This window comes from Neobacillus massiliamazoniensis, from assembly GCF_001048695.1.
Classification (GTDB): Bacteria; Bacillota; Bacilli; order Bacillales; family Cytobacillaceae; genus Neobacillus; species Neobacillus massiliamazoniensis.
This window is the reverse complement of sequence record NZ_CVRB01000006.1, coordinates 31,892-48,056: the sequence shown is the minus strand read 5'-3', so window position 1 is coordinate 48,056 and position 16,165 is coordinate 31,892. Positions and strand designations below refer to the sequence as shown.

Sequence of the window (16,165 nt, the reverse complement as noted above, 5' to 3'; positions counted from 1 at the left end):
ATGAATTCAGTGAAAATGATAGAAGGAGTGAAACTAGTGACATTACAAGTAGTGAGGAAAACAGAAAATGGTCTTAATGGAACGATAGCTGTTCCTGGGGATAAATCGATTTCCCATCGAGCTATTATGCTAGGTGGAATTGCGAAAGGAAAAACTGTGGTGAAAGGATTTTTACCAGGAGAAGATTGTTTGAGCACGATTTCATGTCTAAGACAGCTTGATGTAAACATTTTGCAGGAAGGGGATTACGTAGAAATTGATGGAAAAAGGGGGGGACATTTACGTGAGCCTGAGGCTGTCCTTGAGGTTGAGAATTCAGGAACAACCATCCGACTGTTATCGGGTTTGCTGGCAGGTTTGCCCTTTTATGCTTGCTTGCAAGGGGATGCTTCAATAGCAAAACGACCGATGAATCGGATCGTTGAACCATTACGGTTAATGGGCGCAAAAATGGATGGACGTCAATCGGGTAAATTTACTCCTCTCTCCATTAACGGAGGAAGTTTGCAGGCCATTGATTATACAATGCCAGTAGCCAGTGCACAGGTTAAATCGGCGATCCTACTTGCGGGGCTTCATGCTACAGGAACAACATCTGTTACTGAGCTTCAAGTCTCAAGAGATCATACTGAACGCATGCTCGAGGCATTTGGTGTAACGGTGCATCGAAGTGGTAAAAAAGTTTCTATTGCGGGGAAGCAGAGTCTAACTGCCACGACCATCAATGTACCAGGAGATATTTCGTCCGCAGCATTTTTCTTAGTAGCAGGTTCTATCATTCCTAATAGTAATATTACCATTCAAGGTGTTGGAGTAAATCAAACTAGAACGGGGATCATTGATGTATTAGAGAGGATGGGGGCTTCAATAAAAGTAACAGGGGAGGATGAACAATCCTTCGAGCCATTTGCCGATTTAAAAGTTAAATCTGCCCCTTTAAAAGCAACTGAAATCGCGGGTGAATTGATTCCAAGATTAATCGATGAAATTCCGATTATCTCTCTGGCCGCTACACAGGCGGAAGGAACAACCATTATTAAGGATGCTGGCGAATTAAAGGTGAAAGAAACCAATCGCATCGATACCGTAGCCAAAGAATTAAATAAAATGGGTGCGCATATTGAAACAACTACAGATGGGTTAATTATTCATGGTAAAACCACATTAAAAGGAGCGCACGTAAACAGCCATGGAGATCACCGTATCGGGATGATGCTCGCCATTGCAGGTTGTCTTGCAGATGGAGAAACGGTAATTGAAAATAGTGAAGCAATTAAGGTATCATATCCAACCTTTTTTGAAACGTTAAGGAAGCTTTATGAGCTGAATTAGAGCTGTTATTGGACAGAATCTTCTTTTTTTGACGAACGGGGAGTTTAGTACAAGAAGGAAATTGAATAAACTATCGAACTAAGTAGAGAAAAAATAAAAAACGTGGTTGGTGGGAAATTTGATTATACGTGAACAGATAAGCCGTTATAGCGGCAGCTTTTAGCACTATAAGGCGTATTTCTCGAGCAGGAAATGCGCTCTTCTTAATGAATTGTGCCATTTAATGGAATAAGGCTTATTTAGCGAACGATACAGTTAGACATCTCCATTTCGGTCTATTAAGGGAAAATATTTGGAATCATCAATGTTGTAATAATAGTATTAAACCCGTCTGAAAACTCATCTCTGAATTAAAGTCTCAATTGGAATTAATACCATTGAGTTTTTTGAGAATTGCTTATCGTATAAGACCGTTAAAATATGCGTGCTACCCCAATATTTATTAGCCAACAATACCCCTCCTTAATCATGCACAAATGGCGACAATTCATTCCTTTTTTTGTTTTAACTCAACAGAAGTAGTTTTGTTGAGGAGAATATCCCTTCAAACTTCGATAAAGGGTAAAATCATAAAGATTAACCTAAAATTGGACCTTCATTCTTCCATAAAAAGTTTGCATAACCATGTTATACTAGAAAATGATATAGCTATTAAAGTTACTGTAGGAGAGTTGGTCAAGATGGTCGCGATTGGTGTATTAGGTTCAAACTTATATATTGATGCTATTTCTGAATATTATCATTTATTTCCGGAAATCTCGTTTATTAACTATACGTATGATTCTCCGTGGGAAATTGACCATTTGATTGATCAGGCAGGAAAAGAGGTTGATTTTTTATTTTTCTCCGGGGCGATTGCTTATTATTTCGGTCAGGAAAAAATTAACGAACACCGATTGATGACCACATATGATCCATTTAACGAGTTCGTCGTCTCATTATCCTTATTTTCAATTTATTTTCATCAAAAAATTTCTTTAGAAAAGATTTCGATTGACTTACCGAAACAAGAATTTTTAGATAATGTCTTAAAAGAAATCCATATAACGGATCAAACTTTATTTGTAAAAGACTATCCTTGGATTTATAACATAGAAGAAAAGAAGGAAGCCTTTGATATTACCAAATTTGTTCGTTTTCATGCGGACCTTTATCATGAGAAGAAAACGCAGTTTGCTTTGACTAGTATTCACGCCGTCTATGAGGAGCTACAGAAATTGTCTATTCCTTCAATTTACATGGTACAGCCGAAGCAATCCCTAAAGGAAGGCCTTGAAAAAGCTGTCACGTTAATCAAATTAAAGAAAACCAAGGACTCACAAATCGCTGTCATCTCAATTAAAGTAGCGAATTATCCAACACAAGAGGAACAAGCTTTTCGCTTACAAATATTCCAGTATTTACATAAAATAGCAAGACAATTAAATGCGAGAGTTTCCCTGGATCAACATCAACCATTTTTTATTTATACCAATCGTGGCTCAATGGAAGCAGCTCTGAAAGAACGAAATTTGCAAAAAGTTCTAGAGCTTGAAGGGAAAATTAACTCTCCCCTACAAATCGGAATCGGTTATGGATATACAATGAATGATGCGGAAAATCATGCGAAAGAAGCCTTATACTTTACTGAAAAACAGTCAAAGGAAAAAACAACAATTTTTCTGTTAGATGAAGACAAAAAATTGGTTGGACCTTTATTTGAAAATGAAAAACAATACGCTTTAAAAAATGAGAATCAAAATATCCAGTTTTTAGCGGACGAACTAAAAATGACGGCAAAAAATCTGCTACGCTTTTTTGATTTTATTCGTCTTCATCAATTTCGCTCATTTTCAGCACAGGAGTTGGCAGATTATTTAGAAGTAAGCAGGCGTTCAGCAGAGCGGATCATTAAAAGATTTCTTGAACAAGAGTTACTAGCGATTACCGGAGAGGAGCAGCCTTATGACCAAGGACGCCCACGAGCACTTTATAATATTTCAGAAAACTTAAAAAAATATATTACTTAAAAGGATTGTTTTTTATGAATTTACAGTATATTATAAAAATAAACAATTAGCGACAATATAACGTCATTGACGCTAAATGGAGGAGAAAAGCAACATGAAAATTATTAAAGCCGATATTACTGGCATCCATTTACCTTTACAGTCCCCTTTTATTATTTCCTATGAAACCTTTGACTATATGCCCTCTATTATCGTGAAGCTGGAAACCGATGATGGGCTAGTGGGATATGGTGAGGCCGTTCCGGATGAACATGTAACAGGGGAATCATTCTTTAGTGTGATTGAAATTTTAAAACACCAATTATTGCCTGCCATTATGGGAGAAAGCCCTTTTTCGATTGAAAAAATTCACCATATTATGGATAGCCGAATTTATGCTAACCCTTCGGCGAAGGCAGCCATCGATATTGCCTGTTACGACTTAATGGGTAAATATACAGGCAAGCCGATTTACGAATTAATCGGCGGGAAATTCCATAATGAACTTACGTTTGCAAAAGTGTTAAGTATTGATGAGCCTGAGATCATGGCCGAAAAGGCAAAACTGGCGCTTGACTTTGGTTACAGTTCCCTAAAATTAAAAGTTGGAATTGATCTTTTTAAAGATTTAGAACGTATAAGAGCGGTCCGAGATGCAGTTGGCGATGAGGTTCCGATCCGGGTTGATGTGAATCAAGGCTGGAAGGATTATTCAACAGCTGCACAAGCACTTCCATTATTAGAGCCGCTCAGAATTTCCTGGCTTGAACAGCCAATTAAGATGGGAGACATCGACGGACTTGCGGAGCTTCGAAAGAAAACGGTTATCCCGATTATGGCGGATGAAAGTGTTCATGACAGTTCTGATTTAAATGAAATTATCAAGAAAAATGCTGCTGACAAAATCAATATTAAATTAATGAAATCTGGTGGAATTTATCCAGCCCTCCATATGGCAAAAACCGCAGAAGCTGCCGGACTTAGCTGCCAAGTTGGATCAATGGTTGAATCCTCTATCGGGTCTGCTGCCGGATATCATACTGCGATGGCCAGAAAGAATATCACTAGTACTGAGTTAACCGGACCATTGTTGTTTAGTAAAGATATTGGTGACTTGGAATATCGAATTCCATATGTTGTCCTCAGCGAAAAGCCAGGATTAGGAGTTGAAGTGAATGAAACTACCCTAAAAGAATTAACGATTAAAAAAGATACGGTTCAATCCAAGTGATGAGGAAACAATGATGAAAAAAACACTTGAGAAATTAAGCCCCATTATTTTTAACATATTTAACCATTTACATGAAAATCCTGAGATTAGCTGGAAGGAGGTTAACACCACTCACTATATTGCTGAATTTTTAAAAAGTAATGGGTATAAGGTCAGAACTTTTCCGGAACATACGGGTGTAGTCGGGGAATTAGGAAATGGTTCGTTTACGATCGGGGTTCGCACCGATATGGATTCGTTATGGCAGGAAGTGAATGGGACCTATCAAGCCAATCATTCCTGCGGTCATGATGCTCATATGACCATGGTTTTAGGCATGCTGCTTCTCTTAAAAGAAATGCAAGTAGAGCTGCAGGGGCGGCTAAAATTAATTTTTCAACCGGCAGAAGAGGTAGGTAATGGGGCCTTAAAAATGATAGAAAAAAGAGTGATTGACGATATAGACTTTTTATATGGCGTTCATTTGCGTCCCATACAGGAGCTTTCGATGGGAACGGCATCACCAGGGATTATTCACGGCGCAGCTGAAACCGTTTCTGGGAGAATCATTGGCTTCGATGCTCATGGTGCGCGTCCTGATTTAGGGGTGAATGCAATTGAAGTGGTATCCGCCATCGTCGAGCAATTAAAAGGAATCCGCATGAATCCGTTTGATTCCTTTTCTGTAAAAATGACACAGGTTAGCGCTGGGGGAGAAAACAAGAATGTCATCCCCGGTTCTGCCCAATTCCACTTAGACCTGCGGGCTCAAAAAAATGAGACCATGGATGTGCTGGTACAGAAAGTTGAACATATTTTACAGCACATTGCTTCATTATTTGAGGTGCAGATTGAATTTGAACATAAAGAAAAAGTATATGCTGCTGTGGTAGATCCGGAAGCGCAAAAAATTATAGCAAAAGCAATTTCGGAAACGATAGGTGATGAGAACGTCAAGCCACCGGTTGTCACACCGGGTGCCGAGGATTTTCATTTTTACACAAAAGAACGTCCGCATCTGAAAGCCGCAATGCTTGGGTTGGGCTGTGATTTAGCCCCTGGCTTGCATCACCCGAATATGACGTTTAATCGGGAAGCACTTTTGGATGGGATTGAAATATTAACCCGAACCGTTCTTGCAACATTTGAACAAAACACCTAGTTTTTTAAGGAGCAGAGATTTAAACGATCTGTCATATAAAGCAAAGCGGTTTCCGCGTAGTATGGGTTCTGACTTTTGTTTTATGTATGGTAGCGATTATCGGGCAAGACTACAAAGAGTTTTTGGGAGATAAGATTGATTGGAATGGTTTACTAGTTTCCGATATAGGAATTCCGCTCTTTTTAGTAATATGGTTTGGATATAAATTCGTTAAAAAACAAGAATCGTTCTATTGAAAATAATGATTTTGAGCACGAAGAAGTATAATAGTGACTGAATGGGATTTTATGGTAGATTTTTAAAAAGGGAGTATGCTGGATGAGTAATACAAATATCGATATTCGTATGCTCGAATCGGTCGAGCAGCTGGAAGAGGTTAGAAGGCTTGAATCACTGATTTGGAGTGAGTACGAGTCAATACCCTCCAGTCAAACCCTTACGGCAATTAAGAACGGCGGTATGATGTTGGGAGCTTTTTTGGAAAATGAACTTATTGGATTTCTATATAGCTTTCCAGGATTTAAAGGGGATAAGATTTATCTATGTTCCCATACTTTGGGGATTCATCCTCAGTATCGGAAGTTGGGGATTGGTGAAAAACTGAAGCTTGCACAAAGGAAAGAATCGTTGAAAAAAGGTTACGATTTAGTTACTTGGACTTACGATCCCCTCGAAACTGTTAATGGCAATTTGAATCTTCATAAACTTGGTGCAAGATGCTCCATTTATGTGGAGAATTGCTACGGCGAAATGGAAGATGGGTTAAATCAAGGGATGTCGTCTGACAGATTTACGGTTGAATGGTGGATTAAGGAAGATTTCGTGAAAAGGCCTAGCCAATATGAATTAGAAGGAAGCTTGTTAATCGATATTGACCGTGATTCTGAAGAGTACTTGGTCCCTAAGGAGATTGATTTGGAAAGGGTTTCTTCGGAAGGTTTCCTTTTTGTACCAGTACCAAGTGATTTTCAAACGCTGAAGAAAAATAATCCTGAGTTAGCATTATCGTGGAGAATGAGTACCCGTGAATTATTTACTTATTATTTTAAAAATGGGTGGACAGTGATTGATTTGTATAGAAGAAAGTTGGATCCTGATTTGTGTTATTATGTTTTGAAAAAATTAAATTCCTTATCACTTTAAAGTAAACAGGGGGAAAACAAGGTGAGTATGAATCCACGTCCACAACAAGCTGTAGCAGGTAAAACGAAGCGATCTTTTCAACAGCCAGATGCCTATGTTCTCATGTTTTTCGTCGCATTGATCGCGGCTATTGCCTCTTATTTAATCCCGGCAGGGGTATTTAAGAGAGTTGCAAAAGGAGATATAACGACCGTTATACCGGGTAGCTATCACACAATTGCACAAACACCTGTCAGCTTTGTCGAATTTTTTTCAGCGATTCCACAAGGTATGATTGCTTCATCTTCGATTATTTTTCTAGTTTTATTTACTGGCGGTACGATTGCCGTTCTTGAGAAAACAGGCGCTGTCAACAGTCTAATCCACACTGTTGTCGACAAGTTTAAAACAAAGCAGCTATTATTTATTGCCGCTGTTGGATTCTTATTTTCCATTTTAGGAACAACAGGTATTATTGTTAACTCTGTTATCGGTTTTATTCCTCTTGGCTTGATCGTTGCTAGGGCACTTAAATGGGACGCGATGGTTGGGGCAGCCATTATTTATTTGGGTACTTATGCAGGATTTAATGCTCAAATCTTATCACCAAGTCCATTAGGTGTTGCGCAAAAGATGGCCGAGCTTCCGATGTTCTCCGGTATGGGACTCCGGCTTATAAACTATTTACTCTTCATATCCGTTACAATTGGCTATTTGTACTGGTACTCTAAAAAACTGCAGAAAACAAATAAAAGTTTGTTAGGCGATGATTGGTTCCCTAACAAAAGTATTGAAAAGGCTTCCAGTCTTCCGGAACAAATTACGTTCAAGTGGCGACAAAAACTAATCCTAGCTGTTACTGCTTTATTATTGATCGTATATGTATACGGTGCCTTTAAACTTGGCTGGGCTGATAATGAAATGTCTGCCGTCTTTATTTTAATTGCCATTATTGCCGGTATGATCGGCGGCTTGAAAATTAATGACATTGCCAAAACCTTTATCGGCGGCTGTCAAAACCTTGTTTACGGTGCGTTAATCGTCGGAATGGCACGGTCGGTTTCAGTTGTCTTAACAGAAGGAAACCTGCTAGATACCATCGTCAATTCACTTGCTAATATGTTACATGGCTTAAGTCCAGTATTCGGTGCCATTGGGATGTATGTTTTAAGTGCTTTCTTGCATTTCTTTATTTCGTCCGGAACCGGGGAAGCAGTTGTTGTCGTACCAATTTTGACACCGCTTGCCGATTTAATGCATATTACAAGACAGGTTGCCATCCAGGCCGTTATGGTCGGTGAAGGTATCGTCAACTCCTTCAACCCAACATCCGGCGTATTAATGGGTGTTCTGGCAGCCAGCGGCATTCCTTATATCAAATGGGTACGGTTTGTTCTGCCTTTAATTGCGATGTGGTTTGTGATAGGATTAATCATCATTGTAATCGGAGTATTAACACACTGGGGACCACATTGATATAAATGCTCCAACACCCTGGAGCTAAAACGAGGGTTTTTACGCCATCATTCTCAATCTATGTTACTTGTGATACTGAACAGGAAATTAACAACCTATATCAAAAACTTATTGATGGTGGACAAGCCCTGATGCCAATAAACGATTATGGTTTTAGTAAAAAGTTTGTTTGGCTAAATGACCGAATCTGGGTATCGTGGCAATTAAATCTTCCTTTGTGAATGGTTTGGGGAATTAATAAATAAAAAAACTACATTAGCTAATGGGGTATTACTTTACAAAGGGTAATACCTATTTTCATATTAGAGCTTAATTAGTTTTGACTTTGTAAAATATTGTACATAAACAAACGTGTGCGATTGTGGAATAAAGGCAATCGCTTTTTTTCTTCTTGAGCTAAAGTACAGGATATTTAATAAGGAATTTTTGTCCTAAATAGGGTATTTTTATGGATTCTTTATACTTTTTCTAGAGGTGATTAAATGGACGGTCGGAAAACAATCAAAACATTAATTGTAAATGAAGGAAAAGAAGAAGAAACAGTTATTATAAGCACCTTTGATAATTCAGAGATAGGCATTTGTGTTTCGAAGCGACAGGCAGGAGATGCAGAAATATGGTTAAACATTAACGAAGCGAAAAAGGTTTTAACTCCTTTAAATTCTGCGATAGAAACACTAAATGAGGCGTAAAAATGTATTATCAGGATTGTGGCAGCAATCCATATTTTTTTATTGGATTAACGGAACAGTTTAGCTGAAGAAGGAAAACAAAAAATTAAATCGAATTATTTAGTTTAATTTGTTATTTTCAAAGGATTGATATATATGACACAGGCGGTTTCTATTGAGGTGGATTTGGAAACGTTAGAAAAAACAAATGACAATATTGTAGGAAATATATGTTTTGTGAATGATTACCATCGTTTTTTTCCTGCTGAAGGGTGGTCTGATTTAGTGATCATTGTTTTATCTTGGTGGATAGAATCACTCAAAGGACTTATTATTTCTGAAGCAGGAAGAGTTTATAAGTTTGACTTTATGGATGGAACTCCAGTTGTTTTCGGAAAGAAAACAGATTCCGATAAAATGGAGTTGTCTTTCTTTGGTAATAGTGAAAGAGGGAGCGTTGAATATTCATCGATTTGTAGTATTAGTGAATTAAAAGCAAGTTTACTTTCAACCTCAAAAAAGGTTCTTAGGTCTGTGGAAAGGAATAAATGGAGTAGTGAAGAAATAGATAAGCTTAAAGATTTAGTCTTATCATTGGAACGATACCCGAACCATTCTTAAACTATATTATGAAGAACTATTCTTAAAAGTAACGGGTAGATTTAATTTAAAAGGTAGTCTTAATTTATTTGTGAAATATTTTCCAAATGATAGTAATTTAATAAATTAACATGAAGGAAGATTAATATATGTCCTATACCTTAATATTAGAAATTGTTCTTACAGAACTAAATAATAATCAGAAAGGGAAATTCTTTTCTGAGGTAAGTAAATTCATACCTACTCAAGATTTTCAATCGTTCAGGAGGGCTGTTGGTAAAAAAACAGAAGTCTATACTGTATTTGATACTGAATATGACAAGATTATCAATTTAAGAAAGATAATTAAACTATTGGATGATGATATGACGAATTTTACTATATGTCAGAAAACTGAAGAGAAAATAATAACAATTAACCTCCTTGACCTTGAAAACATAATAGATGAGTTTAAGGTTGTCCACCAGCTTCCTTATTTTAAATATCATCCTAATGTTTATGAAAGTGGAAGGATATCTTACTTTAAGGATATATGTGAGGTATGTAACCAAGAGAGTTCCTTCTTTAATGAGGGCTGTTATGGAGAAAGTGACTTAGAAATTATATGTGTTCATTGCATTGCGTCTGGGAAGGCAGGGAAGGAACATAGTGTGTTCTTTAATTATCAATATCCAATCTCCTTCAATGATGATAATATAGTTGAGGAACTTCATTTGAGAACTCCATCAATTCTATCGTGGCAAGAAATATCCTGGTTAGAACACTGTAATGATTTTTGTGCATATATAGGAGAGGTAGATTGGGAAGGAGTTAGCTATCTAGAGTCAGCGCTCCACAGTGATTTAACATTAGAAGCATCAAAATATAATCTTGAACATGGTGATTTAAAAAAAGCCTTGGATTCTTACTTAGTTGGACATTTATTTAAATGTATTCATTGTGGAAAGCACAGATTAACAACAGATTTACCTTAATATGGAAGTTTGTGAAAAAATGAACTTAAATTAAACGAACGGGTGCGCTAATCGAAGAAGGATTAACGCTTTTTCTGTTGAAGTTATTAAACTAACGAAGTAGGTTTGTTCAACAGGAAGTCTCAATAGGAATGTTCATCTACTGTAAAATATAATTAGACGTATTAATGTTCCAGAAAATAAAACAAAAATCAGAGGATTAATTATTGTGCAACAAACTTATTTACCGAAATGGAGGACTATTATGAAAATAAATACCGTTAAGCAGAATAATATTGAAATTGCTGTTATAAGCAGTAGCGAGCTACTAATAAAAGATGTTCAGTCAGCATTGGATTTTATGGCGACAGTACAGTATGAAACTGGCTGTGACCGTATAATTTTGAATAAATCGGCAATATGTGAGGACTTTTTTCACTTAAGTACGAAACTTGCAGGGGAAATATTACAAAAGTTTATCAATTATCATGTGAAAATAGCCATTGTAGGGGACTTTTCTGTATATTCAAGTAAGAGTTTGAAAGACTTTATCTATGAGAGTAATAAAGGGAAAGATATATTTTTCTTTTCAGATGAAAAGCAGGCAATTGAAAAATTAAGTTTAGTGTAATCATTACTAATGAACATAATTCTTTTTATATATCAAAGATTGTGAAAGGGTGTACTTAAAGTAACGAGTCCTTTTGTTTAATATTGAGGTCAACAAATTAATTGTTGGCTTTTTTCTGTCGCTTCCGGACAATATCACGTAGCAGCAACACCTTTTAGGAGGTGTTTTTTTGCCTCCAATTGGTTAATTATGATTTTTTGAAAACAAATGTTGTTATTCAATAACGAAGTAATTAAATAAAATAATACGAATTAATACATATTTCTGTGGTTTGTTATTTTTTTGGCATGAAAGTTGCTTTACCTATTATTGAATAAAATTGGGAGGAGAAATAAACATGGAAACAGTAAATATTAGGACTGTTACAAAAGATGATATCCCACAACTATTTGAACTAATGAACCAATACATCGTTGATTTCTACAAGTGCCCACATCCAAGTGAAGACTCTCTCAAAAAACTAATTAATCATTTACTTGAAAATCCTTATGAAGGAATCCAGTTTGTTGCTGAGAAGGAAACAAACCAATTAGTTGGATTTGCTACATTATACTTCACGTTTAATACACTAGAGGTAAAACGAATGGCTATTTTATATGATTTGTTTGTAACACCCAATATACGAGGTCAAAAGATTGGTGAAAGATTATTTAATACTTGTCTTTCTTACGTTAGAGAAAATGATTATTCTCATATGATTTGGGAAACTGCTCATGATAATGAAGTTGCTCAAAAGTTATATGACAAGATGGGAGCAAAAAAACAAGTTTGGTTAAACTATGAAATAAAGTAATTTTATTATGTTTATTTGAATAGGTTATTCAAAGTGTACTAACATTAGATAGTTATTAGGACCCGATTTGCTTGAAAAGTGGACATAAAGAATGCCATCATATGAATTGTTCTTCAACTAAAGGGTGCGGAGAATTAAAGAAAGCAATGCTCATTTTATGGTATTGCTTTTATTTGTTCTCGTTAAATATATTTTCTATAAAACTCTTGCCTTAAACGAAAGTCAGGTTTGTTAAAGAAGAAAGTTGAAACTTAAATATACGTTTTCAGTTGTTGGGGAGAGGAAATCTTGCTTGATAAATTCAGAAAGTTCTTTAAGAAAGATATGCAAAAAGAAATTGATAAAAAATACGTATTTATTCCAGAAAGCGAGATAAATGAAGAGTTAAAAAGAAACATAGTTGAACTTGAAAGGTTAGGCGATGAATGGAGTAAAGTTCTTCAAAGAAAATATCAAAATGTATTTGAAAGTAAGGGAAAACAGAACCTTAGAATTTGGGTGTGCAGGGACATTGATGGAGATCAAGAAGAAGACTTGACATCGGAACGTTGTCTAGAAAAGGAGTATCGGTCTCAAATAGCAATAGATTATGACGGACAGAAAATTGATGATGATTTTTATGCAGATACAATTGAGTTGTGGTATTACTTTGGTGGGTATTTTAAAGGTTCAGGAACATTATATGACTTATCAAATAATGAAATAGAAACAGATATTGAAGAGGCTTTAAAAATGTTACTAAAATAAATTAATATTATCTGTTTTCTTATTCAACGAACGGGTGCTTGGGTTCAGGATGGGTTGCTGCGGCGATCCTTTTTTTGTTGTATTAAAGGTTCAGGGAGTGGAAGAAGGAATAATTAATTTCTATATCGAATGCATTAAAATTAAGAAAATGTTGTTATAACCAATGGAAGATAATATAAATAGAAGGCAATTAGGATGCGAAGGGGGAGAATATGGAATCTAAGCTTATTATCATACGAGGAAACGCTGGGAGTGGAAAAACAACGACTGCGAATAGTCTTCAAAATCATTTGGGGCATGGAACACTCTTGGTTTCTCAGGATACCGTTCGCCGTGAAATGCTGAAGGTTCACGATAGAGATGGGAACCTTTCAATTGATTTGATTCGCCAAACCGCAGAATACGGTAAAGATAAATGTGAATTTGTTATTGTGGAAGGAATCTTGTATAAAAATCGTTATGGTGAAATGCTGAATAACTTAATCCAGTTCTTTAACCAAAAGACATATACTTATTATTTTGATTTATCCTTTGAGGAAACAGTTATACGTCACAACTCTAGTTCGAAAAAGATGGAATTCGGAGAAGATTCTTTGCGGGCCTGGTGGAATCAAAACGATTATCTTGGCGTGGATGGAGAAGTGATATTGACTAATGATATGTCACAAAACGATGTATTGAAACTGATTTTAAATCAACTGCAAGAGTAATTATTCCGATTGGTTTGAAAAACTAATTTTCTTCTTCAACGGGGGTTTATGTTAAGGTGGGATTGCTACGGCGATCCCTTTTCGTTATTTAGCTAAAGGTTTAGTTGAAAAACAAAATTAAAACCCATTCTAAACAGAATGAGTTTTGTCTTTATCACTAGTAGTCGCTGTATTAGTCTCAGTAAGTGTGCTCAATCCTTTTGTAACCAATGATATAAAGTAATTTAGAATCGGACCTCCCGCACACACGGTAAAGAAAGTCTCAATACCAATTGGTCCATTGATTTTGTTGCAAATGCAACAAAGATAGGTTAGATTTGATATATGCCGTTTTTATTGCATTTGCAACAAAAACATGTACTAAGGAGTTAATTATGAAGGAAATTCTACGTGAAATTGGAATGATAGCTAGGGCATTAGATTCTATAAGTAATATAGAATTTAAAGAATATGACCTTTCAAAAGGGCAGTATTTGTACCTTGTGCGAATATGTGAAAACCCAGGAATCATTCAAGAAAAGTTAGCTGAGATGATAAAAGTAGATCGAACAACAGCAGCTCGTGCTATAAAAAAACTTGAAATTAATGGATTTATTGAAAAAAGAGATGATCAACATAACCAAAAAATTAAAAAACTATTTCCAACAGAGAAAGGGAAAAATGTTTATCCTTTCATAAGAAGAGAAAATGATTATTCCAATAAGGTTGCATTAGCAGGATTTTCCAAAGAGGAAATAGAAACCATTTTCAATCTTCTTCAAAGAGTTAGAAAAAATATAGAAATAGACTGGGAATTTGTCAAAAAGGGAAACAAGAGAAATTATTGATTATATAAAGGAGCAACCTATTAAAATGACTATAAATTTAAAAAAGTGTACCCTTGAGGATTTACGATTACTTCAAGAAATTAGTTATGAAACATTTAATGATACATTTAAGCATCAGAATTCACTCGTAAATATGAATGCCTATTTGGAAAGGGCATTTAACTTAAAACAATTAGAAAAAGAAATATCCAATATTTCTTCGCAATTCTTTTTTGTTTATTTTAATAATGAAGTCGCTGGATATTTAAAGGTCAATACCAATGATGCTCAGTCTGAAGAAATGGGGGATGAATCACTTGAAATCGAGAGGATTTATATAAAGAACAAATTTCAAAAACATGGGCTTGGTAAATATCTTCTAAATAAAGCTATGGAAATTGCGATTGAACGTAATAAAAAGAAAATCTGGCTAGGCGTATGGGAAAAAAATGAAAATGCTATTGCTTTTTATAAGAAAATGGGTTTTGTTCACACTGGATCCCACTCTTTTTATTTGTGTGATGAAGAACAAATAGACTTTATAATGACGAACACAATAATATAACTTTTTTTGAAAGGTGGATCATTATGTATATTCCAAAATATTTTAAGGTCACAAACGTTGATGAAATTTTGGATTTTGTTCAAAAAAACTCTTTTGGCACAATTGTCACAACAGAACAAGGGAAACCAATTGCCACTCATTTGCCTTTGGGGTTAAATAAAAAAGGTGATGATTGCTATATTACAGGGCATATGGCTTATGGAAATCCTCAGTGGAGAACATTTGAAACCTGCGAAGATGTGCTTGTTATGTTTCAGGGACCGAACGCTTATGTTTCCTCTTCCTGGTATTCGCACGAAAATGTTCCGACGTGGAATTATCAGGCTATTCATATGTATGGTAAAGCAAGCATTTTAGATAAAGATGAATTAATAGAAGAATTAACAATAATGCTGGAAAAATATGAAGAAAATCGTGAAAATCCTGTTTTATGGGATAAACTTTCTCCTCATCTCTTAGAAAGTGAACTGAAAGGTATAGTTGGATTTAAGATTAAGGTGGGAGAAATTCAGGCTGCATATAAATTAAGTCAGAACCGAAATGAAATGGATTATATTAACATCATTGATAAATTACAAAATGAAGGAAATCCACATTCTAAACAAATGGCAGAACTGATGGAAAAGCGATTAAAAAATCACATATAAGCCCACTTTTGTTCAACCCTCAGATGCAAGAATTAAAGAACGGAACGGAGCTGCCATATTGTTTAATAAGGACTATAATTTTATGATATTATTTAGGGAAATGATTAATGATAGGTAATATCCCCTCTAAGATAACAACTGTCACACACAAATCATCATATTAATTCAACACTAGAGGTTATTGAATGAAGTTATATAGACTAAAAAGGCAGTTTAATGGATATAAAAAAGGAACACAGTTTTACTTGGTAAGTGAATCAGAATTTATAGGGGTTAAAGAGTTTGTATTGAGAACGAAAGATTTAACGAATAGGATATCGATAAATGAAAGTGAACTTCTTAAGAATTTTACTTTCCTAAAAGAAATCTTTTAGCAGATTAAAGAGCCTATTGCTGCACTTTTGTGAATTACAATGGCTAATCTTTTTATATTGAAAAATGGAAAAGCAAAAGCTATAAGATTTTCAACTTTAGAGGCAATATGTAAAGCATTGGATTGTCAACATGGTGAAATTATAGAGTATAAAAACTAATGATTGTGATGGATTACACTTGAACTAACAGGTGTTATAGTTTAAGATCAACAGCTGCTTCGGCGGCTTTTTTCTTATTCCAATAACAGGAGTTAAAGAAGAACATAAAAAAAGAAAAACAAAAATCGACGATTTCCCCTCTTGTAAATTACAAAAACTGTTAATGTAAAGTTGATAATTTAGAATAGAGCACTTAGAAGGATGAATGGAATATGAAAT

General features: G+C 35.4%; 17 protein-coding genes and 2 pseudogenes. All 19 read left to right on the top strand.

Annotated elements, in window-relative coordinates:
• Window positions 1-15 precede the first annotated feature (15 nt).
• On the top strand, window positions 16-1,332 hold the full coding sequence (gene aroA / locus BN1082_RS24075; protein WP_090639815.1) for a 3-phosphoshikimate 1-carboxyvinyltransferase: 1,317 nt from the start codon (window positions 16-18) through the stop codon (window positions 1,330-1,332).
• A gap of 680 nt (window positions 1,333-2,012) precedes the next feature.
• Window positions 2,013-3,341 carry an HTH domain-containing protein gene (locus BN1082_RS24070; protein WP_090639307.1) on the top strand — a complete coding sequence of 443 codons (1,329 nt, stop codon included), beginning with the start codon at window positions 2,013-2,015 and terminating at the stop codon, window positions 3,339-3,341.
• Window positions 3,342-3,435: 94 nt separating this feature from the next.
• Window positions 3,436-4,551: a mandelate racemase/muconate lactonizing enzyme family protein gene (locus tag BN1082_RS24065; RefSeq protein ID WP_090639305.1), complete on the top strand. Its 1,116-nt coding sequence runs from the start codon at window positions 3,436-3,438 to the stop codon at window positions 4,549-4,551.
• Between the two features lie 13 nt (window positions 4,552-4,564).
• Complete coding sequence (locus BN1082_RS24060) at window positions 4,565-5,692, top strand: M20 peptidase aminoacylase family protein (RefSeq protein ID WP_090639301.1); 1,128 nt, start codon at window positions 4,565-4,567, stop codon at window positions 5,690-5,692.
• Window positions 5,693-6,010: 318 nt separating this feature from the next.
• On the top strand, window positions 6,011-6,835 hold the full coding sequence (locus BN1082_RS24055) for a GNAT family N-acetyltransferase (RefSeq protein WP_090639299.1): 825 nt from the start codon (window positions 6,011-6,013) through the stop codon (window positions 6,833-6,835).
• Window positions 6,836-6,862: 27 nt separating this feature from the next.
• Window positions 6,863-8,290 (top strand): YfcC family protein, encoded by a 1,428-nt coding sequence (locus BN1082_RS24050; RefSeq protein WP_090639814.1) that lies wholly within the window; start codon window positions 6,863-6,865, stop codon window positions 8,288-8,290.
• Window positions 8,291-8,328: 38 nt separating this feature from the next.
• A pseudogene (locus BN1082_RS24045) lies at window positions 8,329-8,511 on the top strand (VOC family protein); the annotation flags it as partial.
• Between the two features lie 261 nt (window positions 8,512-8,772).
• Window positions 8,773-8,982 (top strand): hypothetical protein, encoded by a 210-nt coding sequence (locus BN1082_RS24040; RefSeq protein WP_090639295.1) that lies wholly within the window; start codon window positions 8,773-8,775, stop codon window positions 8,980-8,982.
• 135 nt (window positions 8,983-9,117) lie between these two features.
• Complete coding sequence (locus BN1082_RS24035; RefSeq protein ID WP_090639292.1) at window positions 9,118-9,582, top strand: hypothetical protein; 465 nt, start codon at window positions 9,118-9,120, stop codon at window positions 9,580-9,582.
• A 128-nt stretch (window positions 9,583-9,710) separates the two neighbouring features.
• Window positions 9,711-10,535 (top strand): CbrC family protein, encoded by an 825-nt coding sequence (locus BN1082_RS24030; RefSeq protein ID WP_090639290.1) that lies wholly within the window; start codon window positions 9,711-9,713, stop codon window positions 10,533-10,535.
• Between the two features lie 244 nt (window positions 10,536-10,779).
• Complete coding sequence (locus BN1082_RS24025) at window positions 10,780-11,145, top strand: DUF4180 domain-containing protein (RefSeq protein WP_090639288.1); 366 nt, start codon at window positions 10,780-10,782, stop codon at window positions 11,143-11,145.
• A gap of 337 nt (window positions 11,146-11,482) precedes the next feature.
• The gene (locus BN1082_RS24020; RefSeq protein WP_090639285.1) at window positions 11,483-11,938 is read left to right on the top strand and encodes a GNAT family N-acetyltransferase; all 456 of its coding nucleotides are present in this window, start codon (window positions 11,483-11,485) and stop codon (window positions 11,936-11,938) included.
• Between the two features lie 288 nt (window positions 11,939-12,226).
• Window positions 12,227-12,685, top strand: coding sequence for a hypothetical protein (locus BN1082_RS24015; RefSeq protein WP_176699933.1), 459 nt, complete (start codon window positions 12,227-12,229; stop codon window positions 12,683-12,685).
• 212 nt (window positions 12,686-12,897) lie between these two features.
• Complete coding sequence (locus tag BN1082_RS24010; RefSeq protein ID WP_090639283.1) at window positions 12,898-13,395, top strand: kinase; 498 nt, start codon at window positions 12,898-12,900, stop codon at window positions 13,393-13,395.
• A 374-nt stretch (window positions 13,396-13,769) separates the two neighbouring features.
• The gene (locus BN1082_RS24005) at window positions 13,770-14,222 is read left to right on the top strand and encodes a MarR family winged helix-turn-helix transcriptional regulator (protein ID WP_090639281.1); all 453 of its coding nucleotides are present in this window, start codon (window positions 13,770-13,772) and stop codon (window positions 14,220-14,222) included.
• Window positions 14,223-14,247: 25 nt separating this feature from the next.
• Window positions 14,248-14,766 carry a spermidine/spermine N(1)-acetyltransferase gene (gene paiA / locus BN1082_RS24000; protein WP_090639280.1) on the top strand — a complete coding sequence of 173 codons (519 nt, stop codon included), beginning with the start codon at window positions 14,248-14,250 and terminating at the stop codon, window positions 14,764-14,766.
• Between the two features lie 23 nt (window positions 14,767-14,789).
• Entirely contained in the window at window positions 14,790-15,413 is a 624-nt protein-coding gene (locus BN1082_RS23995; RefSeq protein ID WP_090639277.1) for an FMN-binding negative transcriptional regulator, read from the top strand.
• 185 nt (window positions 15,414-15,598) lie between these two features.
• A complete protein-coding gene (locus BN1082_RS23990; RefSeq protein WP_090639274.1) occupies window positions 15,599-15,787 on the top strand; it encodes a hypothetical protein in 189 nt (62 codons plus the stop codon).
• A gap of 33 nt (window positions 15,788-15,820) precedes the next feature.
• A pseudogene (locus BN1082_RS23985) lies at window positions 15,821-15,946 on the top strand (helix-turn-helix domain-containing protein); the annotation flags it as partial.
• Window positions 15,947-16,165 lie beyond the last annotated feature (219 nt).